Raw genomic sequence first — 21,691 nt, forward strand, 5'->3', positions numbered from 1 at the left:
AATGAAAATCATTAAAGCCGGTAAAATTATAACCCTGAAAGGCAACGAGATACTTGAGAACAAGTACATCGTGGTCGAGGATGGGATAATCCAGGATATAACCACATCAAAACCTTCTGTGGGTGAATTTATCCATGCAGAAAAACTTGTGGTTATTCCATCCTTCATCGACCCTGCAACCCAGATAGGACTTGCAGAAGAAGGTGCAGGATTTAACTACTATGACTCTGACGAAGCCACTTTTCCATCCCTTCCCCACCTCCGAAGCCTCGACGCCTTCTACCCAAAAGATCTTGGTATAAAGGATGCAGCTAAGGGCGGTGTTTCTTATTTCGTCTCCTCTCCTGGCGACTCTGCTGTTTTCTCAGGCCTCGAAGGTATATTTGCAAGCATGGGAATTACAGCGGATGATATGGTAAGGGTATTCCCCTCTGCATTGAAACTCAATATGAATTACAGTTCACGAATCCGCTGGAGATCAGAGGGTAAATACCCATCGACAAAAATGGGAATTCTGGCACTAATTCGAGAAAAATTCGAAAAGGCAAAAAATTACGAAAAGAAGAAAGAGAAGGAAAAGGACTTAGAGATGGAAGCCCTTCTTAAGGTCCTGCGTAAAGAGATACCTATTAAGATCTCCGTAAACACAAGGGATGAAATCGAAAAGGCCATTGAATTAAAAAGGGAGTACGATATTAACATCATTCTCCAGGAGGCAGAAGATTCTTTCCAGGTTGCAGACCTTTTGAAAAAAGAGGAAATTCCTGTTATTGCAGGTCCCTATTTTATCGCCGGTAGGCTATACCACCAGAGAAACCATTATGCAAAAAATCTCTATCCCCTTTACGAAAAAGGCGTAATCTTTGCTCTAACTACCCTCCATCCCGTGGTACCCGTTCATCTCCTTTACCATCAGTCAGCCCTCCTTGTAAAGGTGGGAATTCCAGAACTTGATGCACTGCGTTCAATATCCACAAACCCCGCTAATATACTAAGCCTTGAAAGGGAGGCAGGTACTATTGAAAAGGGAAAAAAGGCAAACCTTGTCTTCCTTTCCGACGAGCCCTTTACAAAGGAATCTGATGTGGTTGGCCACATGTTAGAAGGAGAAATGGTATGGAAAAACTTTTAATCATAAAAGGTGGTAAAATTTTCACCATGGAGGGCGCACCCCTCGAAGGTGGCTATGTGGTGATTAAAAATGGTAAAATTGAAGATGTCACCCCGAGGATGGAAGTTCCTAAAGATGCAAAGGTGATTGACGCAGCAGATAGCTTCATTTACCCTGGATTCATTGACATTCACACCCATACTGGCTTATGGGAGGAAGGAGTCAATATTGAGGGTTCCGATGGCAATGAGGCAACAGACCCTGTAACTCCTCATGTCAGAGCCATCGACGGGATCAACTTCCACGATGATGGATTCAAAGAGGCGATTTCTTCCGGTGTCACAACAGTCAACATAATGCCCGGAAGCGCCAATGTAATTGGCGGTCAGGGCGTTGCCACAAAGACAACGGGCGAAATCCTTTTGAATCCCTCTGGCATCAAAATGGCCCTCGGTGAAAACCCCAAAAGGGTTTACTCCTCTCAGAAAAAGTTGCCATCTACGAGGCTTGGCAACGCCGCTATTTTGAGAAAGGCCCTCATCGACACCCTTAATTACATCGAGAAGAAAAAGAAGGACAAGAAGGCCTTTGATTTCAAACTCGAACCCTTGGTTGGCCTTTTTGAGGGGAAATACCCTGCACGAATTCACTCCCACAGGGAGGATGACATCCTCACCGCCCTCAGAATAATGAAAGAATTCGGAATAAAATTTGTGATTGAGCATTCTACAGAAGGACATTTCATTGCAGAAATCCTAGCTAAGGAACAGGTGCCCTGTGCCCTCGGTCCTACAATAACTACAAGAATAAAACAGGAACTCAAATTCAGAACTCCCGAAACTGCAAGGATTTACGAAGAAAAGGGCGTTCTTTTCGCCTTCACCACCGACTTTCCCGTCCTTCCCCACTACGGTCTCTTTTACTCCGCCCAAATCGCAGTGAGACATGGCCTTTCAGAAGAAATGGCCTTAAAGGCACTAACAATAAACGGCGCAAAAATCCTCGGCCTTGACCACAGGATAGGGAGCCTGAAAAAAGGGAAAGATGCCGATATCGTTATAACTAACAAAGAAGTCCTGGATCCCAGATTTCGTGTAAAAATGACCATCATCAGCGGCGAAATTGTCTATGAACACAAATCAAGAGAGGACCTCTATATTTAGGAGGGATGAATGATCGTCCTTATTGGAGGGAAAATCTTTACCGGCGAAGAATTCATTGAAAACGGGGCAATTTTCATTGAAAATGGAAAAATCGTAAAGGTTTTAAGAAGGAAACGAATACCGAAAAATGCCGAAATAATAAACCTTAAAGGTAAATACATCCTTCCCGGTTTAATCGACCCGCATACTCACATCGGAATGAGAGATGAGGGAGCTCCGAGGGATTATTCTGACATAAACGAGGCTACTGACCCTGCCACTCCTCATCTCTATGCGATCGACGCCTATAATCCGCAGGACCCAGCTGTTGGAAAGGCCTTGAAAAGCGGTGTGACAACGGTTTTCATTACCCCCGGCAGCGCAAACCCCATAGGAGGGATTGGTTCTGTTATAAAACTCAAAAACGCACCTATTTCAGAAATCATTGTGAAAAAAGAAGCAGGTCTAAAAATGGCACTGGGGGAAAATCCAAAGCTTACCTACAGAGAGAAGAAGACCTTTCCATCGACAAGAATGGCCACTGCCGCAGTAATCAGAGAATGGTTCACAAAGGCAAAAAGATACGGAGAGGAGAAAAGGAAAAAAGAAAGGGATTTAAAACTGGAAAATATCTTAAAGGCTTTAAGAAAGGAAATACCCTGTAGAATTCACTGTCATTCGGTCCAAGACATTGAGACTGCATTAAGACTTCATGAGGAATTCGGTTTCGAAATGATATTGGAACACGCCAGTGATGCGCCCCTTGTTGCTGAAAAACTTAAGGGAAAAGTAAAGGGAATCGTCGTAGGGCCTCTTTTTGGTGTAAGTTCGAAGCCTGAGTCAAAAAATCTTAGTTTCGAAAACCCCGCGAGGCTATCGACCTATGGTATCCCTGTGGCGATCACCTCCGATCATCCATTTAACGCCCTTTATCACCTCAACCTCTATGCCGCAATGAGCTTCAAAGAGGGTCTTGATGAGATCACAGCATTCAAAGCAATAACATCCACGCCCGCTGAGTTCCTCGGTGTTGCAGATCGTGTTGGCTACATTAGAAAAGGAAACGATGCCGACATAGTTGTTTTTAATGGCCATCCCTTCGATGTAATGTCGAGGGTTGAAATGGTTTTCGTTGATGGAGTGAGGGTGGTTTGATATGATTGTTCTTGGAATTGAAACATCCTGCGACGAAACGGCGGTAGGAATCGTTAATAACGAATACAAAGTATTGATAAACCTTTCGAAGACCCACCTTGAACACAGCGTTTTTGGCGGCGTAGTCCCCGAAATCGCCTCAAGAATGCACACAAAATTGATTCTCCCTATGACCGAAGAGGCTTTAAAAAGAGCCAACTTAAATTTTGATAACATAGATGGAATCGCTGTTACTTACGGGCCTGGACTTGTGGGTTCACTCCTCGTGGGACTTGCCTTTGCCAAATCCTTAGCATACTTTTTCAATAAACCCTTCATTGGCATCAACCATTTAGAAGCCCATATGTTTTCAATATTTTTGAACAAGAGACTTCCCGAAGAACCCTACCTTTTTCTCATCGTTAGTGGTGGACACACGGAACTGGTACTTATGGAAAGGCCAGGCAAGTATAAATTTCTTGGTGGCACTGTAGATGATGCAGCGGGGGAAGCCTTGGACAAATTCGCAAAGATGGTGGGATTACCATACCCCGGTGGTCCTATAATCGACAAACTTTCTCAGACAGGAGACCCCAATTTTTACCGATTCCCAAGAGCAAAGGTAGAAGGCTTGAACTTCAGTTTTAGTGGCCTTAAAACGGCAGCCTTATACCTCATAAAAGAAAAAGGTGAGCAATTCGTGAAAGAAAATCTGAACAATCTTTGTGCCTCTTACCAGGAGGCTGTAGTCGATATGCTTCTTGAAAAGGTTAAAAGGGCCATCGAACAAACAGGCGTGAAAAACCTCGGAGTCGTTGGTGGAGTAAGTATGAACTCGCGACTCAGGAAGATCTTCACCGAGGCATTAAAGGGCATCAAAGTTGAATTTCCAGAGCCTCAATTCACAGTGGACAACGGAACTATGGTGGCAGCGGTCGGGGTATTTTATCTCGAAAAAGGCAAAAGGGACGAATTCAATTTGCCCGCAGACCCTTCACTAATCTTCAGCTAAGGCCAAATCTCCTGTAAACTTCATCTACGTTTCTGAGGAAATCCGTCTTAAAGATCTCATCGATTTCTTGCGGTGTAAATATTTTGCCGAGTTCTGCATCTGAGAGAACCATTTCTCTGAGGCCCACGCCTTCATCAAAGGATTTGTGGGATACCCTCTTTACAATCTCGTAGGCATCCTTTCTGGGGAGCCCCTTTTTCACGAGGGCAAGAAGAAGTGCCTGTGAGTAGTAAAAATCGCCGTACTTTCTGAGATTTTCCTCAATTTTCTCTCTATTTACTACAAGGCCTTCAACGATACCCTTCATTAGCCTGATAACATAGAAAAGCGTACAAAGGGCGTCTTCAAAGATGTATCTCTCGTTGGAAGAGTGAGAAATATCCCTTTCGTGCCATAGCGGGATGTTTTCCAGGGCAGGAATAAGGTAGCCCCTTAAAAGTCTCGCAAGGCCACAAACCCTCTCAGATTTTATAGGATTTCTCTTGTGAGGCATCGCAGAGGAGCCCCTCTGACCCTTGCCAAAGGGTTCCATAATCTCGTTGACTTCCGTTCTCTGAAGAAGTCTTATTTCTGTAGCAAATCTCTCGAGGGAGGAGGCAAGGATGGCAATCTGTGACATCATAAAGGCATGCCTGTCCCTCGGCACAATCTGGGTCGATACCCCTTCGGGCTTCAGATTAAGCCTTTTAAGAATCTTCTCCTCTATATCTGGAGAAAGGTAAACATAGTTCCCAACAGCCCCGGAAATTTTCCCTACGGAAATCTCATTCAGGGCCACCACTAAACGGCTCCTTGCCCTTAAAAGCTCTGAGTAAAAATAGAGAAATTTAAGGCCAAGGCTCGTCGGCTCAGCAAAAACCCCATGGGTTCTTCCCATAATGGGAAAATACTTATATTCAACAGCCTTCTTCTTTACTTCTTCAATGAGGCTATCCAGTTCCTTTATAACCTTTTCCAAAGCCTCCTTCAACATCAGCGCATTGGCAGTATCCACCACATCACTGGAGGTGAGACCGAAGTGGAGGTAGCGACCTTTATCTCCTACCCTTTCTTCAAGGGCTATAAGGAAGGCAATCACGTCATGATCCACTTCCTTCTCGATTTCCTTGGCTCTCTTTGCAAACTCTACGTAGTCGATATCCTTTACCTTCTCCGCAACTTCGGAGTAACTGCCCTGCGGGATAAGGCCTTCCTCCTCCAAAACCTGAAGGTGAGTGAGTTCAATCTCAACCCACTTTTTATACTTATTCTCCTCCTTAAAAATATCCCTGATTTCTGGAATGGAATACCTCTCAATCATTGAAGCACCATCCTGTAATCAAATTTCACTTCCAAGGGACTTTTAATAACCTCATCAAGATTAAGATACCTTAAAATAAGCGGTAACTTTTTTCTTTCAACCCAGCGGACCGGTCCTTTAACCTTCGCCAGCTCTCTTAATCTTTCCTTAGCGAGGACCTCATCTCCAACGGTATCAACAAGACCGAGCTTAAAGGCATCGTTACCAGTTAAAACCCTTCCATCGGCAATCCTCAAAACCGAATCCCTGGGAAGATTTCTCCCCTTCGCAACTACGTCGACAAAGTTATTATACCCTTGCTCGATGATATTTTGTAAAATTCTACGCTCCTCTTCAGAGAGTTTTTTAAAAGGAGAGGCGATGTCCTTTACCCTTCCCGATTTTATTACCACGAATTCAACTCCCACTTTATCCAGAAGTCCTTTGACCACAGGATATTCAATAATAGTTCCAATGGAACCTGTCAAAGAAAGCGGATGAGAGACTATATAGTCAGAGGCACAGGCAATATAGTAACCACCTGAAGCGGCAACCGTCCCAAAATAGGCAACTACGGGCTTTCCTTTTTGCTTGAATCTCAAAATGCTTCTGTAAATCTCATCGGAAGGCACAATCCCACCACCGGGCGAGTTTATAAGCAAAAGGAGACCCCGCACACTTTCCTTTTTTGCATAGCCATCGATCTCATCGACAATCTCCTTAGAACTGGAAATAGTACCATTGATTCTGACAACGGCCAGATTTTCTTCAAGGTTGGTAATTGCAAAACCCGCAATTACGTAAATTATCCCTATTCCAATAAGCAGCCACAACCACCATTTTTTCTTCATAATGTCTAAATTTTAACTTCTTCCACCTTAACAATCAAAGAGCCTTCCAATTTCCAAAGGGTGAGAAGTTCTGAAGAAATAGTCATAAAGGTAAAGTAGGTTAGCCAATCACCAGGATTTGCGTAGATTTTATCACCGTATCGTCTTAACATCGGCCTATGAAAATGGGCAGTTACAACAATATCGTAGTGGCTTAACAGTTTTTCTACTTTTTTGAAATTTTTCTCCTTTAAAGGTTTTGCAGAAGAACGGCCTCTTGACCATCGGGAGATTTTCCTTGCAATAGCATAGGTAAAATCGCAGGGCAAAAATTTCATCAAGCTTTGCCAGAGGGGAAAAGTCAAAAAACGCCTTGTCATTTTCCCCCTCACAGATAAAAGGTCACCATGAGTAAAGAGCATCCTTTTACCCCATTTTTCCAGGACCAGCTCCCCTGAGATTATCGTAAAGCCAATCTGTTCTAACTTTTTTAAGGGAAAGAAGTCATGGTTGCCCTGAATATAAAATACGGGGGTAGACTTTGTAAACTGCTGGAAAAGGTGAAAATAATCACCGTAAATCTCCTCAACCTTTTCGGGGCACTCAAAGTAAAAATCAAAAACATCACCAAGGAATACAACGGCTTCGAGTTCCTTGAAATTGTCGAAGATTCGCCTTAGCTTCTCTGCTTTCTCCTCCTGACCCCCAACCCCTATGTGCAAATCGCCGAGAACAAGAATCACAGGAAAAGTATAAGGAATTTGAGAGGAATTAAAAAGCTTTAAGGCTCGGGTAATTGAGTAAAACCCCTGCCCTTGACAGGTTATGCCTGTGAAAATATAATCATAATATGGTCAGACTTTTAATTTTTTTAGCATTAATAGGAGGGGTTAAAAAAATGGACAAGAAGGTCCTGATGATCATTGCTCACGAGAACTTTCGAGATGAGGAGCTACTTACACCCAAACAGATCTTCGAAAAGAACGGCATAAAGGTTACGATTGCATCTACTGATACAACACCGGCAAAAGGGATGCTTGGTGCAGTAGTAAAACCCGACGTAAAGGTTTACGACGAAGATTTTTCCAAATACGATGCCGTTGTCCTTGTAGGTGGAATGGGATCACCGGTTTATTGGGATGATAAAAAATTGCACGAAAAACTGATTAAATTTTACCAAGACGAAACCAAGATCCTTGCCGCTATCTGCCTCGCTCCAGGGACCCTCGCAAGGGCTGGGCTTCTAAAAGGCAAAAAGGCTACTATTTGGAAATCCGCCAGTGATGAAATTACAAAAGGTGGTGGAACCTACACTGGAAAGCCCGTTGAAAGGGATGGCAGAATAATAACAGGAAACGGACCCGACGCAGCTAAATCCTTTGCTGAAGAGATTCTTAAGGCGTTACAGGGCAAATAAATAAGATAAAAAAACTTCTAAGTAGGGAGGCGTGAATTGGATATTAAATTTTCAACGGAAAAGTGGCTTCCTTCCCTCATTTTAAGCTTAGGAATGGTTGTGTCCTCTTTAGTAGTATCCTCTACCCTCTATAAAATCAAAAGGATGGACAATACCATAACCGTTACAGGTTCAGCAAAGACGAGGGTAATCTCCGACCAGGTGAGATGGACCATCAGCATATCGCGAATCAGCCCCACCCTAAGTGAAGGTTACTCTCAGATGGCAAAGGACCTATCAAAGATCAAAGAATTCCTTAATAAGAACGGCATTCAGGAAAAGGAGGTCGAGGTTACCCAAATTTATACAAGTCAACCCTGGCTCTACACCGAGAGGGCCGATAGGATGTACTATCAGTTCAATCAAAGCATCATAGTCAGTTCTATGGAAGTTGACAAAGTTTTATCCGTCGCTGAGAAGATTTACAGCCTTGTCCCTGAGGGTGTCAATATCACAGCAAGTAATTTAGAGTTTTACTATTCAAAACTTCCTGAGCTCAGGGTCTCCCTTCTTAACGACGCTATGATTGACGCAAAACAACGTGCAACAATGATTGCAAAGAGCACGGGCAGGAGGGTGGGAAAGGTAAAATCTGCAAAGATGGGAGTGGTCCAAGTAATGGCACCCAATACAATCCAGATTTCCGACTATGGGACTTATAACACAGAATCGAGAGAAAAGGAAGTTATGATTACCGTTCAAGCCACCTTTTACCTTAAATAAAAATGGACTTTGAAACCTGGTTAAAAGAAATCGAAACGGACGAGAGGAAGTTCAGTCTTTTTAGACTCCACAAAAAATTCTTCTTGATTAGCAGAATCTCAATTTTGATTGACATGGTGATGATTATCGCTGTATCAATTCTAATGGGGAAATTTCTCTGAATCTTTTCACAGCAGCCATACGAATTTAAAACTTTTATTTTGCTTTTTATCCCTTTGATTTTTACTTACCTTTGCTTCATTTCAATACCACTCTACTTATTTTCCCGTACCTTCGGACTTATTATAACAGGGCTTAAGGTGGTGTCCTCGGAAACACTTCTGGGCCCTTCACTCCTTGAAACCTATTATTACATTGGACAAGATAAGAGATATCAAAAAAATTACCCTATATATTTGTTCCTTGTGCCTTATCGCTGAAAGACCTAAGGCGCGATACCTCGCTATTTGCTCCTCTTATTAGCGTAGTAAAGAGCTTGAACAATTCCACCAAAAAGGATAAAAGAAACCACAATTAAAACAACGATCCCTTGCCAATTCATTTAAAGACTCTTTTTGTTTTTCGAGTTGTAAAATAAATTGCCAGAATTAAGAAAATCGCAAGAACTGCCCACCCGCCGATGACCTCTGCAAGACGGGGGTATCCACCATAAGGTTCCCTTATTCTTTCCTTCAAAGCAGATACAAAAATAATCAAAGAAGATAGAGGCACTATAAACTTAACTGAAATATTCCACCATTTACCTATGGGACGGTCAGAAACCGAATTTGCAAACTCTCTCATCTCCTCAGAACCGTAAAACCAGCCAATCAAAATACTTTCCAAGAAGGCCACGGTAAAAAGGCCAAAGTGGTTCATAAAGTGGTCAACAATATCGAGCCAGTATAGGCCCGCACCAGTTGTATAAATAATACCGATGAGAAAAGCAAGAATTGCAACACCGATATTTGTGTATTCCCTTTTGGTACCAAATTTATCCATAAGGGCAGTGATAAAAGCCTCAACTAAGGAGAAGGCAGAATCTATGGCAAGGGTCAAGAGCATGAGAAAGAAGAATACTCCAAATAGTGGGGCGAGGGGCAACTTTGAAATGATAGTAGGATATGTAACAAAGGCAAGTTCAGGTCCCCCTCTTGCCACCTCGGCAACGGAGACTCCTTGAAGCTGAGCATAATAACCGAGGGTTGAAAACACCGCAAAACCCGCTACGAAGGCAGTTGCAGCGTCAGCGAGGGCGACCAAAATCGCGTTGTTTACTATGTCAGAGCCTTCTGGCAAGAAACTTGCGTATGCAATCATTACCCCGAAACCCACCGTTAGAGAGAAAAATATTTGGGAAATTGCGGCATGCCACAATGCTGGATTCAAAAGCTCCTTCCAATTGGGTGTCAGATAGTAGTTTATCCCTTGCACGGCGCCAGGTAAAGTCAAACCTCTTATGACGAAGATTAACAAAAGAATCCAAGGCATTGTAACGGTTACATAAACCACCTTTCCAACGGTCCTTGCCCCCTTCCAAATGGAGAAGACTATCCATACCCAGCTAACTAAAAGCCCTAAAACAATGGGCCATTGCACTTTCCCAAGCTCAAATACGCCGCTTGTTAAACCAAGAACTTTCTGAAAGAAAAATTCCTTCGTATTTTCACCCCAGGCCGTGTTTAGTGAATAGTAAAGATAATCAAAGGACCAACCCATAATGACAGAGTAATAGGTCACGATTCCAAATCCAACGAAAACTGCAAACCATCCGAGCCACTCAAAATTTATCGGGAGTCTTTTCTCATTGCTCAATTTTGCCATGGAATAGGGAGCAGACCCCTTAAACTTGTAACCAATGGAGAATTCAAGCAACAGCATAGGAATACCTATTAAAATTAAGGCAATAATATAGGCAACGATGAATGCACCTCCGCCAAATTTATAGGCAATGTATGGAAACCTCCAAACATTGCCCAATCCTACGGCGGATCCGATCGATGCGAGAACAAAAGCAGTTCTCCCACTCCACTTTGCCTCTTCCATAACACCTCCTTGTGGTTACGCAAAGTTTAAATCAATATAAGGGCTGATAAATGTAAGTTCAAGAAGACATTAGGCATCAAAACAAACATTGAAGCAAGAGTCTTTAAGTAATAACCTGATAATCTCAGAACGCAAAATAAAATAGGTGAGAAATCCAATTCACAACTCTCGACATACTTTCTACATGCTTAGATATAATTTTGACATTACAAAATGGGAGATTTACGACAATTAGGACGACCAGATAACAATGGACCGGGCAAAAATCATTATAGCGATAGCCGACAAATGGAAGAAGTTGAAGACAACAGTATAGGACTTATTGTCACATCGCCACCATACTGGCATATAAAAGATTATGGAAGTGAAGGGCAAATAGGATATGGGCAATCACTTCATGAATACTTAAAACTTTACACCAAAATTACTGAGGTTATAAGGGCCGAAATCTGTGAAGTATCAGGAGAGGATTGTATAAATTACATATGCGACCTTCTGATAAACAGAACCTTTGAAGGGTTTAAGACTGAGGTGGAGACAATTTACAAACTTTTAGAAAGAGAGTTAAGTGTTAAGATAAAACCAGCACCCGATGAGTGGGATAGACTTTACAACTCACCTACAATCAGACGCCCGAGATACACAAATGGAAAGAGTGGCTCGGCCGTACTCATAAGAACTTTGAAAAAAAAGTTCGGAGGGAAAGTATTCATAAAAAGCTCCTTAAGGTTATTTGCAACTTCCTGTAATCAGCATTAATATATAAGCGATGCAATTTATTAGCCTTTTTCTGTTTGCCCAGCTCACCATTCTTCATGCCGGGTCCTTATCAGCCATGATGGATGAGTTAGCGAAGAAATTCAAAGAGGAAACCGGTATCGTGATTAACAGAAGGGCTGGAGGAAGCCTCTTTCTTGCCAATTTGATAAGAGAAAAAAGGGTAGAATGGGATATCTTTTTTTCTGCAGACTATAACATCATTTCCGATTTAAAGGGCACTTTTTGTGATACTTTATACCCTTTTGCATCCAATGAACTGGTAGTTGCCTTCACTAAAACGAGTAAATACAGCAATGAAATTAACGAAAATAACTGGTTCCGAATCCTTTCAAGGAGCGGACTCCGAATCGGGAGGTCGGACCCAGAGCAGGACCCCTGTGGTTACAGAGTTCTCCTTCTTTTCAAAATTCTCAAAACAAAATATGGAGATACCCTTGTTCAAAAGATAATGGCCAACTCCTCTGAAAAAAACGTGAGACCAAAGGCAGCAGAAGTAGCCAATTTACTGGAAATCGGGGAACTGGATTACGCCTTTCTCTACATAAATGAAGCCTTAACGAGAAATTTAAATTTTATAGAGCTCAAAGATTCGCTTAATTTTGGAAACCCAAAACTTCAAGGCTATTATCGGCAATTCAGGATCACCCTAAAAAGTGGAAAAATCGTTCAGGGTGACCCTATTGTTTATGCCTTCTGCATTAACAAAAACTCGAAAAGGAAAAAGGAAATTGAAATCTTTCTAAATTTCTGGGCAAAGCATGGCAATGAATTACTGAAAAAGTATAACTTCAAGAGCCTGTAAAAAGCCAAACTTAAACCTATAAACCAAAACTGTATTATTGCATGTAAATTTAAAAGTACATAATTTTCTTGAATTCTCACAATCAACTTGACAATTTGCATATATGCAACTATAATATATATACTATGAGAAAGAGATGCATCGGACCTCATCATGGACTGGAGGGGCCTGGGGGCCTCCAACTTGGCTTTTTGTTGCAAGGTTTAATCCTAAAACTCTTATCACAAAAACCACTTCACGGTTACGAAATTTTCACTAAAATTGAAGAGAGCTTTCCTGAAATTCCAAACTTTCGTGGGCTTGTGATGCGAGGTGTCGGCTACAGGATTTTAAGAATGATGGAAGAAATGGGCCTTATTTCCTCAGAATGGGATGTATCTGTAGGCCCTGCAAGGAGGGTTTACAAAATCACAGAAGAGGGCCTTAGAGCCCTGCACAATTTCAACAAAAATTTAGAGATTCTTAAAGATACAATAGAGAAATTTATAAACTTTTAAAACAGGAGGTGTAACATGTACGGAGCAGGCTGGGGAGCAGGCCGTGGATTTGGACGCGGATGGGGCTTTGGCCCAGGATGGGGTGTGAGAGCAGCTTACCCAGAAGTTATTCCTCCCTACGGTGCAGGATGGGGTTTAAGAACCTACTATCCTGGATTTTGGCGCCCTCGTGGATGGTGCTGGTATTGGTACTTTTCCAATGAAAAAGAATACCTCCAGACAGAAAAGGAAGCCATAGAGAACTACCTTGAAATAATTAAGAAAAGGCTCGAGGAGTTAGAAAAGAAAAATAACCAGTAGATCTACAAGCAAGGGGTATTACTGTGAAAATAGCTGTTGCATCAGAAGATGGAAAAACTATTTCGTTGCACTTTGGAAGAGCAAAGGGCTTTGTAATCATAGAAGTAGAAAACAGCGAAATAAAATCTATAAGCTTCGTACCTAACTCAGAACCTTGTGGAAATCACGAGTGTGATGAACACCATGGTGAACACCATTCCCGAGGATCAAAGCATGAGAGAATTCTCAAAAATCTTGAAGGTGTGGATATTGTGATTGCCGGAGGGATGGGTGGAGCGATCTATGAAGAACTAAAGAGAGCCGGTAAGCAGGTTTTTATAACCGATCAAAGGGATATAATGGAGGCAATTAAGCTACTTCTCGAAGGAAAGCTCGATAATTTAGAAGAACTGCTACACTGAGGATTTAACGACCTTATCACTCAATTCTAAATTTTAAAAGAAATCTTTCTTTTAGAAGCCCGTTAGATTTATCTTCTTTACGCCCTTAATCCTTTATCATTTATAGGTTTCCAAGGGAGGTCTGAGATGCTGGAGGTGTTGATGGCTGTTTTCACTTTTGTTTACCCTCAAACAAAAAGCCAACCGGTGGTTGACACCCTCTTTGGGGTCGAAATCAAAGATCCTTACAGGTGGCTGGAGAATGTAGACGATCCGAAAGTGAAAAAATGGGTTGAAGAGCAAAACAATCTCACCCTCAGAACATTGAAAAATCTCAAAGGATTCAGAAAACTTTACAGGGAAATTGACAAAACTTCCCGGAGAAAATGGATTTCGATACCCAGCATTTTTGAGAACATCTACTTCTTCGAGAAATACGATGGCAAGAGCAACCACTCAGTAGTCTACATGAGCAAAGGAAAATGGGATATAAAAAGGGCAAAAAAGATCATCGATCCTAACAAATTCAGTAAGGATGGCCTTGTGGCCCTCGACTTTTTTTACCCAAGCTATGACGGCAAATTAATTGTCTTAGGAAAATCTTACGGAGGAAGTGAGAATAGCATTCTCTACATTTTTGACGTTGAAAAGGGAATCTACCTACCGGATTCAATACCCGATACCAAGTGGACATCCGTTGCCTGGCTTCCTGACAAATCGGGCTTCTATTACACAAGAAACACCGGCGGCGACAAGTTTTTGCCGCGGGTTTACTTCCACAAACTCGGCGACGACTACAAAAACGATAAATACATCTTTGGTGAAGGCCTTCCTGAAACCTGGACCCCTTCAATTAGTGCCACCCGTGATAAAAGGTTCCTAATACTCACTGTCGAAAAGGGCTGGTCTTCAAACGACCTTTATTTCAAGAAAATTGATTCAGGAGGGGATTGGCAAAAGATTGCAGAAAATCTCGATGGAACTTTTACCCTTGCCTCCTATGGAGATTACTTCTACATTCTAACCAACTACAAAGCACCCAGATACAGATTGATACGCGTTCCCATTGAAAACCCTGACATAGAAAAAGCGCAGGAGATTATCCCGCAAAATCAATGGGTCCTTGAGAATTTCTCCTTCACAGGTGGAAAGCTGATTTTCAGGGTAACGGATAGCACCTTTACAAGAATCTTTGTTGCGGACCTTAATGGAAAGATTGAATATGAAATCCCTCTGCCCGACAGAGGAAGTGCCTATTTTACAATAGAAAATTACGAATCTCCAGTAATTTATATATCCTTTCAGTCCTTTCGCTATCCCCCAGCGATCTTTTCTTTTAATGTCAACACAAAGGAAATGAAGAAGATTTGGCAACTCAAGGTCGATTTCAATGTCGAAGATTATGTCCAGGAATTTGTGATGTATCCTTCGAAAGACGGAACTTTAGTGCCTATGTACATTATCCATAAAAAAGATATGAAGATGGATGGGAATAACCCTGCCCTTCTCACAGGATACCGAGGCTTTGCCGTTGGAATGAGTCCCCACTTCCTCGGAGAGAATCCTTACTTCAAGAGGGGTTTCGTCTACGCCATTGCCTGCCTTCGAGGAGGGAATGAATTTGGTGAAGATTGGCACAGGCAGGGTATGAGAGATAAAAAACAAAATGTCTTTGATGACTTTATCAGTGCCGCAGAGTATCTGATACAGAAGGGTTACACAAATCCAGAGAAACTCGCCATCTCCGGAGGCAGTAACGGAGGTTTACTCGTAGGTGCAGCAATGACCCAAAGACCCGATCTCTTCCGCGCTGTTTACTGCGGCGTCCCTCTTCTCGATATGATAAGGTATCACAAATTTGGTGTAGCCCACATTTGGATTCCAGAATATGGAAATCCTGACAATCCCGATGATTTCAAGTACCTCTACGACTACTCCCCTTACCACAGGATAGACAGGAACCTGGATAAGGTTTTTCCTGCGGTCTTTTTCCACACAGCGGAATTTGACGGCAGAGTTCACCCGATGCATGCAATGAAGATGGCGGCAAAGATGCAAAATATGGTAAAAACAAAGGGGCCCATTTTACTGTACGTAGAACCACAGGCGGGACACGGTGCAGGAAAACCGAGAAAGAAGGCCATCGAAGACAGAACCCTTTCCACTATCTTCATCCTCTGGCAACTTGGTGTTAAGATATGAAAGTAGCGGTAATTGGAGGTGGACTGGCAGGCAGCGAATGTGCTATTAACTTAGCAAAGGCCGGAATCGAAGTTGTACTTTATGAGATGAGACCATCAAAGTTCACCCCCGCTCACAAGACCTCATACTTTGCAGAACTTGTCTGCAGTAATTCTTTAAAATCCACGGAACTTCACAATGCCCACGGCCTACTAAAAAAAGAAATGGAAATCCTAAATTCCTCGCTTCTCGAAATTGCAAAGGAAAGTTCCATTGCAAGTGGTAGGGCTTTGGTCGTGGATAGGGAAATCTTCTCCAAGAAAGTTACCGAAATCATCGAATCTCAACCCCTTATTAAAGTTGAGAGGAAAGAGGTAACTTCACTCCCTGATGCAGATTACACTGTGATAGCAACGGGGCCCCTCACCTCCGAGGGATTTTCAGAATTTCTTAAAGGCCTCGTAGGCGAATCCTTTCTGAACTTCTATGATGCTGTAGCTCCAGTGGTAACGGCCGAATCCCTCGATACAAGCAAAATGTATTTCAAAGACAGGCATGGAGAGCAAGACGAAATTTATCTAAATATTCCTCTCACTAAGGAGCAATACCTTGCCTTTGTAGAGGAACTCCGCAAGGCAGAGATCTATGAACCCCATTTAGAAGAAGATAAAAACTACTTCGAGGCCTGTTTACCCATTGAAGTAATGGCAAAAAGGGGCAATGAAACCCTAAGGTACGGACCTATGCGACCTGATGGCCTTACACCGCCCGATGGCACAAAGCCATATGCAGTGGTCCAACTAAGGGCAGAAAACCGAGAGAAAACCCTCTTCTCCATTGTTGGATTTCAAACCCAGCTTAAAATAAAGGAGCAGGAAAGAATCTTCAGGATGCTACCCGGTATGGAAAGGGCAGAATTCGTGGTTTATGGAAAGATCCACCGAAACACCTACCTCAACTCCCCTCAGGTCCTTGATGATTATTTAAGGCTGAAAGGAAGAGAAGACCTTTTCTTTGCAGGTCAGATTATAGGAACGGAGGGATATGTAGAGGCAATGTGGGGAGGCCTTTTGGTTTCAATCTTCTTAAGGAAACTTTATAAAACCGGGAAATTGCCAGAACTTCCACCCAAAACAACCATAACGGGCGCCCTGCTCGATTACATAACCCACTATCCTCACAATGACTTCAAACCGATGAACGCCAACCTTGGAATTTTGAGCCCCGTTGATTTCAGAATTCGTGGGAAAGATCGTAGGATTTATAAATCCCAGAGGGCAATAAGGGACCTCACAAAATGGAAGGAAAAGAACTTATCAGAGATTTTTTAAGCTATCTTAAAAACGAGAAAGGCTTTTCAGAAAATACGGTCTCCTCTTATGAAGATGATTTAAACCAGTTCTGGGAGTTTATGCGCGATGGTCTTGGAATAAAGGAACTGGAATTGGTCTCAAGAAACCACATAAGAGAATTCGTCTCTGTACTACTTAGAACGGGCTTTTCTAAAAGGAGCGTGGAAAGGAAACTCTCCTGCCTCAGAACCTTCTTTAAATACCTTAAAAGATTAGGGATTATCGAAAAGAACCCCATGCTGGGAATCCGAAATCCTAAAAGGGACCAATACTTACCCGATGTGCTACCGGAGAAAAAACTCAATGAATTCCTCGACTCCTGGAGGCCTGAAACCCTCAACGATTTCAGAGATAAAGCCATCATCGAACTTATGTACTCCTGTGGACTTCGCGCTTCAGAAGTGGTTGAATTAAAATGGGAATCCCTCCGGGAAAAAGAAAGGGAACTGAAGGTCCTGGGAAAGGGCAGAAAAGAAAGGATTGTACCTGTGGGCGAAAAGGCTTTACAGGCTTTGAACTCTTACAAAGAGATCCTTCTAAAAGAGAAAGGAAACCTGAAGGACTACATCTTCGTCAACAAATTCGGAAACAAACTCACAAGGAGGGCACTCTGGGACATCATTAACAAAAGATTTGAGACACTCGCAAGGCTCTATGGTGTCCATCCCCACGCCCTCAGGCACAGCTTTGCCACCCACCTCTTAAACCACGGTGCCGATTTAAGGTCCATTCAAGAACTCTTAGGCCACAAATCCCTCTCTACCACTTCCGTTTACACCAACCTCCCCTTCTCCGCTCTTCTCGAGGTTTACAGGAAGACCCATCCAAGAGGTAAAGAGGATGAAAAATAAGATATTGCTATGGGCTGGATTTGCCCTCAGCTTCCTCTTCTTAGCACTGGTTCTAAAAGACTTTGAAATAAAGAAACTCTACGAAATTGTCAGCCATTTAAAAATATGGCCCTTGCTTGTCGCCTCGCTGATCTTCTTTGTAAGTTACTCCGTTAGGGCAATAAGGTGGAAATACTTTTTCCCTAAGGAACAGTCCATCGACCTTAAATCCGCCATAGGGTCCTTCTTCATAGGGAATTTTGGCAACAATATCTTTCCTGCAAGACTTGGAGATGTCTGGAGAATCGTCTTATTACACCAGAGAAACGATACACCTAAGAGCTTAGTTCTCGGAGCTACCATCGTCGAAAGGATCTTTGACGCCACTGCCATTCTAATTAGCGGAATTGTTGCTCTACTATATTCAAACCTGCCTCGGGTTTACATTTACACAATTATTGGCCTCTTCCTCCTTATTTTCATCTCCGTTTTCGTAGCCTGGTATCTTGAGGAAAAGTATCAGAACAAATTCAATTTACCGTCTAAAGCGGTATGGATTATAAAAAACCTGAAATTGGCGATGAAACCACTAAATACCCCCACAAAATTCCTTAAAATCCTCGCCATTACCCTCCTTTCCTGGGGGATAGAGCTTATAAGTTTTTACTTCTTCCTCTACGCCTTTGGGATCAAAGCTTCCATTGCCCTTTTGACCCTTATACTCTTCTTTATTAACATTGCTGTCTCGGTTCCATCTGCCCCATCAAACATAGGAACCTTTGAGTATGGATTTGTCCTGGCGGGCGTTCTCTGGAACCATGATAAAAGTTCTATATTCACAATTGCCCTTGTTGCCCATTTTTTCAGATTTTTAGTTAGTATGATACCCGGGGTAATCTTTTCCTCAATCTGGCACTTTAAGCTGAAATCCTAAGCACCCCACTTTTTGAGCTTCAAACCTGCTGCCATCGCAATCGGCAAAAGGTGGTAGGCATACATTATTCCGAGAGAGCCCTTAGCACAGTTTCTTTCAGTAAACCTCTCAATCCCGTCAAACCCCATATATTTAGAGTAAACAAGTAGCGGATTGGGGTGCCAGGAATGGGATTTAAGGAGGGAAGGGGTAGAATGGTCCCCAGTGATAACAAGGACATCGGGATTTACCGATAAAATCTCGGGCAGATAGGAATCGAGTTCCTCTATATATTTGACCTTTTTCAGAAAGTCACCGTCTTCGCCCGCCTTATCAGTGTACTTGTAATGGAGATAGACAAAGTCGTAATTTGCAATGTTTTCCTTCAGGTACCTTACAAGGTCTGCAAAGGCCTCACCCACATCGGGGGTATCCATTCCGAGAATCCTTGTAATCCCTTTGTACATAGGGTAATTGGCAAGGGAAAGTGCCTTCATCCCCGTCCTTTCCTCAAAGCTCTCAACCTTCGGTTTTAAGGAGTATCCCCTAAGCAAAACCCCATTGGCCCTCGGTTCATCCTTTAAAACTTCAAGTATTTTGTCCACCAACTGGTTTATAACCCCTGCCGTCTTCTCAGACTCTTTCTCATGCCCCTTTGCCTCTAAAAGTTTCAACCCTTCCTTCTGGGGGTCGGTATCACTTATTTGGTCGTGCAATCCCGGTCCTTTCAGGATGATTACGAACCTGTGTTCCTTCCCCGGTAAAAAGGTCACCTTGTAATTTTCTATACCTGTTATATTCTCGGAAAGTTTATTAACGATCCTCTTCATCTCTTCCGTTTCAATTCTTCCTGCCCTTCTGTCGGTCACAACTCGATCCGGTGTTATAGTACAAAAATTCGCCCTTATTGCAAGTTCATCATCGGACATAATATAGCCGATACCATAGGCCTCAAGGGCCCCTCTTCCGATTTCAACCTCCTCGGGATTGTATCCAAAGAGTGAAAAGTGGGCAGGTCCGCTTCCGGGTGTAATCCCATATTCCACCGGTATGGTCAAGCCGAGAACAGATTGTGGCGCAAGCTTGTCCAGATTGGGCGTTTTTGCATATTCCAGTTCAGTCTTGTTTCCGAAATCAGGATGTGGGATGCCGCCAAGGCCATCGGCCACTAAAAACAGAATTTTCGTGTTATTTTTTTGATAAAGCTCTCTTATTTTCATTGCAAACCCTCCTTAAAAGGTCTCCTCAAAAAGAAGGTCTTCGTTGACCCTTTTAATTCTCACATTAAAAACCCTTTCCAAAAGTTTCAATTCCACATCCTCTTTTTTCCCAAGAAATTCAATCCTTCCATCGCTTAAGACCAGAAGTTCATCGGAGAAACGATAAGCGAAATTAATATCGTGAATTATGGCAATAATGGTCTTCCCATTTGCCTTCATCCTTCTCAGGGCTCCGAAGAACCAGAGTTTATGATCGATGTCAAGATGGGCGGTAGGCTCATCCATAATAAAAATCTTTGAATCCTGTGCGATCATCCTTGCAATTCTCACTCTGGCCAGCTCGCCTTGAGAGAGTTCCCAGAGGTACTTCTTGCCCAGCTTATGAATCTGTGTAATTTTTTTCGCAGTCTCAATTATGGAGTAATCTACGTCACTTAATCCAGAAAAGCCTGAAATATAGGGATACCTTGCCAGCTCCAGATAATCATCCACCCTCAACACCTCATTGTGGATGATCTCCGTTGAAGGCAGGGCAGAAATGTACTTGACCAGCTCCCTCCGAGGATAGGTGTTAATATCCCTTCCCCAGACAAATACCCTGTTCTTCTCTGGCTTTATGATCCCTGTGAGCAGTCTAAATAAGGTCGTTTTCCCTGAACCATTGGGTCCAATGACCGTAAGAAAAGTACCCTGTTCAACGGAAAAACTTAGATTCTTGATCAACGGCTCAAAAGACTTCACATAAGAAAAGCTTAATTCCTTAACCTCTATTACCTTCATTCCTCTGCCTCCACACTATCCAGAAAAAGAATGGGACCGCAAAGATACCGAGGATGATACTTAAAGGAAGCTCTACCGGCGCCACCACTCTCGAAACAGAATCGGCCACAAGAAGCATCAAAGCCCCTCCCAATCCACTCACAGGCAATAACACTGCATGCTTACCGCCAATTATCTTTTTTATAATGTTCGGGACCATTAGTCCTATAAATCCAATCGCACCAGTAATCGATACAATAAGGGCAGTGCTGGCAGAAGTGGTGAAAAACACCATATTCCTTATTTTGTTAACGTCAATCCCGAGGCTTAATGCCTCATGATCCCCCAGGGTTATCGCGTCTAATTCCTTCATCTTTAAAAGGGGGAGTGAGGCTATTAACATGGCAAGAAAAAGGGCGATTCCCAGTAACGGCAACTCCCCTTCCGTCACAATAACACTTGTAGATCCCCAGAGAATGTAAAGTATCTCCTCCAGCACCTCCCTTTTAAGAACGAGGAGATAAAAAACAATGCCGTTAAAGAAGAAATTGAGAAAGAGGCCACCGAGAATGAGCAGTTCCTTAACAAGACTGCCTCTTACCCGAGCAAGGTAATAGATGAAGAAAATGGCAATGACAGAAAAAAGAAAGGCAGGAATCGAAAAGGCGTACTGAAAACTGATGCCAGCGATCTTTGAAAGGGCGACACCGAGCAAAGCACCCGAAGAAACTCCCAAAATGTATGGGTCAGCAAGGGGGTTCTGGAGAATGGTTTGAAGGGATGCCCCCGACATTGCAAGTACATAACCGGCAACGAAGGTAACCACAAACCTCAAAATTCTAAGCCGCAAAATCTCCTGGGAAGGCATTTTAAATGTGAAATTGGTCACATAGAGGTAACTAAAAGCAAAAAGTAGGATAAGTAAAACACCTAAGTAAATGTACCAGTTTTTCCGCATATTCATA

23 protein-coding genes are annotated in these 21,691 nt (G+C 42.7%); 16 read left to right on the forward strand and 7 right to left on the reverse strand.

Going from position 1 to position 21,691, the window contains the following annotated elements:
• The first annotated feature begins 1 nt into the window (after position 1).
• From ABIM45_07060 to tsaD, 4 genes are read left to right on the forward strand one after another with little or no spacing between them, the layout of a single operon-like run.
• Positions 2–1,132, forward strand: coding sequence for an amidohydrolase family protein (locus ABIM45_07060; GenBank protein ID MEO0239658.1), 1,131 nt, complete (start codon positions 2–4; stop codon positions 1,130–1,132).
• Positions 1,117–2,274, forward strand: coding sequence for an amidohydrolase (locus ABIM45_07065; GenBank protein ID MEO0239659.1), 1,158 nt, complete (start codon positions 1,117–1,119; stop codon positions 2,272–2,274). Before ABIM45_07060 ends, ABIM45_07065 begins: the two co-directional genes overlap by 16 nt.
• 9 nt (positions 2,275–2,283) lie before the next feature.
• Positions 2,284–3,408: an amidohydrolase gene (locus ABIM45_07070; protein ID MEO0239660.1), complete on the forward strand. Its 1,125-nt coding sequence runs from the start codon at positions 2,284–2,286 to the stop codon at positions 3,406–3,408.
• A gap of 1 nt (position 3,409) precedes the next feature.
• Positions 3,410–4,399 (forward strand): tRNA (adenosine(37)-N6)-threonylcarbamoyltransferase complex transferase subunit TsaD, encoded by a 990-nt coding sequence (gene tsaD / locus ABIM45_07075; GenBank protein MEO0239661.1) that lies wholly within the window; start codon positions 3,410–3,412, stop codon positions 4,397–4,399.
• Here tsaD and purB read toward each other — a convergent pair.
• The 3 genes from purB to ABIM45_07090 are packed head-to-tail and all read right to left on the reverse strand — an operon-like array spanning position 4,392 to position 7,251.
• Positions 4,392–5,699: an adenylosuccinate lyase gene (gene purB / locus ABIM45_07080; protein MEO0239662.1), complete on the reverse strand. Its 1,308-nt coding sequence runs from the start codon at positions 5,697–5,699 to the stop codon at positions 4,392–4,394. The two genes, tsaD and purB, sit on opposite strands and share 8 nt — an antisense overlap.
• Positions 5,696–6,529: a signal peptide peptidase SppA gene (gene sppA, locus ABIM45_07085; protein ID MEO0239663.1), complete on the reverse strand. Its 834-nt coding sequence runs from the start codon at positions 6,527–6,529 to the stop codon at positions 5,696–5,698. The genes purB and sppA overlap by 4 nt, the downstream gene beginning before the upstream one ends.
• Before the next feature lie 5 nt (positions 6,530–6,534).
• Positions 6,535–7,251, reverse strand: a complete 717-nt coding sequence (locus tag ABIM45_07090; GenBank protein MEO0239664.1) for a UDP-2,3-diacylglucosamine diphosphatase — start codon at positions 7,249–7,251, stop codon at positions 6,535–6,537.
• 155 nt (positions 7,252–7,406) lie between these two features.
• Here ABIM45_07090 and ABIM45_07095 point away from each other — a divergent pair, with 155 nt between their 5' ends.
• Genes ABIM45_07095 through ABIM45_07105 form a run of 3 tightly spaced genes read left to right on the forward strand, consistent with a single transcriptional unit; the run spans position 7,407 to position 8,848 of the window.
• Positions 7,407–7,925, forward strand: a complete 519-nt coding sequence (locus ABIM45_07095) for a DJ-1/PfpI family protein (protein ID MEO0239665.1) — start codon at positions 7,407–7,409, stop codon at positions 7,923–7,925.
• 36 nt (positions 7,926–7,961) lie between these two features.
• A complete protein-coding gene (locus ABIM45_07100; GenBank protein MEO0239666.1) occupies positions 7,962–8,687 on the forward strand; it encodes an SIMPL domain-containing protein in 726 nt (241 codons plus the stop codon).
• Positions 8,688–8,689: 2 nt separating this feature from the next.
• Positions 8,690–8,848 carry a hypothetical protein gene (locus ABIM45_07105; GenBank protein ID MEO0239667.1) on the forward strand — a complete coding sequence of 53 codons (159 nt, stop codon included), beginning with the start codon at positions 8,690–8,692 and terminating at the stop codon, positions 8,846–8,848.
• Positions 8,849–9,224: 376 nt separating this feature from the next.
• On the opposite strand, the gene ABIM45_07110 is transcribed toward ABIM45_07105, so the two are convergent.
• Positions 9,225–10,712 carry a sodium-dependent transporter gene (locus ABIM45_07110; GenBank protein MEO0239668.1) on the reverse strand — a complete coding sequence of 496 codons (1,488 nt, stop codon included), beginning with the start codon at positions 10,710–10,712 and terminating at the stop codon, positions 9,225–9,227.
• A 213-nt stretch (positions 10,713–10,925) separates the two neighbouring features.
• Here ABIM45_07110 and ABIM45_07115 point away from each other — a divergent pair, with 213 nt between their 5' ends.
• From ABIM45_07115 to ABIM45_07155, 9 genes are all read left to right on the forward strand, one after another.
• Positions 10,926–11,471 carry an MjaI family restriction endonuclease gene (locus tag ABIM45_07115; protein MEO0239669.1) on the forward strand — a complete coding sequence of 182 codons (546 nt, stop codon included), beginning with the start codon at positions 10,926–10,928 and terminating at the stop codon, positions 11,469–11,471.
• Positions 11,472–11,481: 10 nt separating this feature from the next.
• Entirely contained in the window at positions 11,482–12,294 is an 813-nt protein-coding gene (locus tag ABIM45_07120; GenBank protein MEO0239670.1) for an extracellular solute-binding protein, read from the forward strand.
• A gap of 125 nt (positions 12,295–12,419) precedes the next feature.
• Positions 12,420–12,791 carry a PadR family transcriptional regulator gene (locus ABIM45_07125; GenBank protein ID MEO0239671.1) on the forward strand — a complete coding sequence of 124 codons (372 nt, stop codon included), beginning with the start codon at positions 12,420–12,422 and terminating at the stop codon, positions 12,789–12,791.
• 15 nt (positions 12,792–12,806) lie between these two features.
• Positions 12,807–13,091, forward strand: a complete 285-nt coding sequence (locus ABIM45_07130; protein ID MEO0239672.1) for a DUF5320 domain-containing protein — start codon at positions 12,807–12,809, stop codon at positions 13,089–13,091.
• A gap of 23 nt (positions 13,092–13,114) precedes the next feature.
• A complete protein-coding gene (locus ABIM45_07135) occupies positions 13,115–13,492 on the forward strand; it encodes a NifB/NifX family molybdenum-iron cluster-binding protein (GenBank protein ID MEO0239673.1) in 378 nt (125 codons plus the stop codon).
• Positions 13,493–13,618: 126 nt separating this feature from the next.
• Complete coding sequence (locus tag ABIM45_07140; protein ID MEO0239674.1) at positions 13,619–15,673, forward strand: prolyl oligopeptidase family serine peptidase; 2,055 nt, start codon at positions 13,619–13,621, stop codon at positions 15,671–15,673.
• Positions 15,670–16,983 (forward strand): methylenetetrahydrofolate--tRNA-(uracil(54)-C(5))-methyltransferase (FADH(2)-oxidizing) TrmFO, encoded by a 1,314-nt coding sequence (trmFO, locus tag ABIM45_07145; protein MEO0239675.1) that lies wholly within the window; start codon positions 15,670–15,672, stop codon positions 16,981–16,983. The genes ABIM45_07140 and trmFO overlap by 4 nt, the downstream gene beginning before the upstream one ends.
• Positions 16,950–17,855, forward strand: a complete 906-nt coding sequence (locus tag ABIM45_07150) for a tyrosine recombinase (protein MEO0239676.1) — start codon at positions 16,950–16,952, stop codon at positions 17,853–17,855. The genes trmFO and ABIM45_07150 overlap by 34 nt, the downstream gene beginning before the upstream one ends.
• A complete protein-coding gene (locus ABIM45_07155) occupies positions 17,845–18,768 on the forward strand; it encodes a lysylphosphatidylglycerol synthase transmembrane domain-containing protein (GenBank protein MEO0239677.1) in 924 nt (307 codons plus the stop codon). Before ABIM45_07150 ends, ABIM45_07155 begins: the two co-directional genes overlap by 11 nt.
• Here ABIM45_07155 and ABIM45_07160 read toward each other — a convergent pair.
• From ABIM45_07160 to ABIM45_07170, 3 genes are read right to left on the reverse strand one after another with little or no spacing between them, the layout of a single operon-like run.
• Entirely contained in the window at positions 18,765–19,967 is a 1,203-nt protein-coding gene (locus ABIM45_07160; GenBank protein MEO0239678.1) for a 2,3-bisphosphoglycerate-independent phosphoglycerate mutase, read from the reverse strand. The two genes, ABIM45_07155 and ABIM45_07160, sit on opposite strands and share 4 nt — an antisense overlap.
• 12 nt (positions 19,968–19,979) lie before the next feature.
• Positions 19,980–20,747, reverse strand: coding sequence for an ABC transporter ATP-binding protein (locus tag ABIM45_07165; GenBank protein MEO0239679.1), 768 nt, complete (start codon positions 20,745–20,747; stop codon positions 19,980–19,982).
• Positions 20,728–21,684 carry an iron ABC transporter permease gene (locus tag ABIM45_07170; protein MEO0239680.1) on the reverse strand — a complete coding sequence of 319 codons (957 nt, stop codon included), beginning with the start codon at positions 21,682–21,684 and terminating at the stop codon, positions 20,728–20,730. Before ABIM45_07170 ends, ABIM45_07165 begins: the two co-directional genes overlap by 20 nt.
• Between the last annotated feature and the right edge of the window lie 7 nt (positions 21,685–21,691).

The organism is candidate division WOR-3 bacterium (assembly GCA_039803545.1).
In the GTDB taxonomy this organism is placed as follows: Bacteria; Hydrothermota; Hydrothermia; order UBA1063; family UBA1063; genus UBA1063.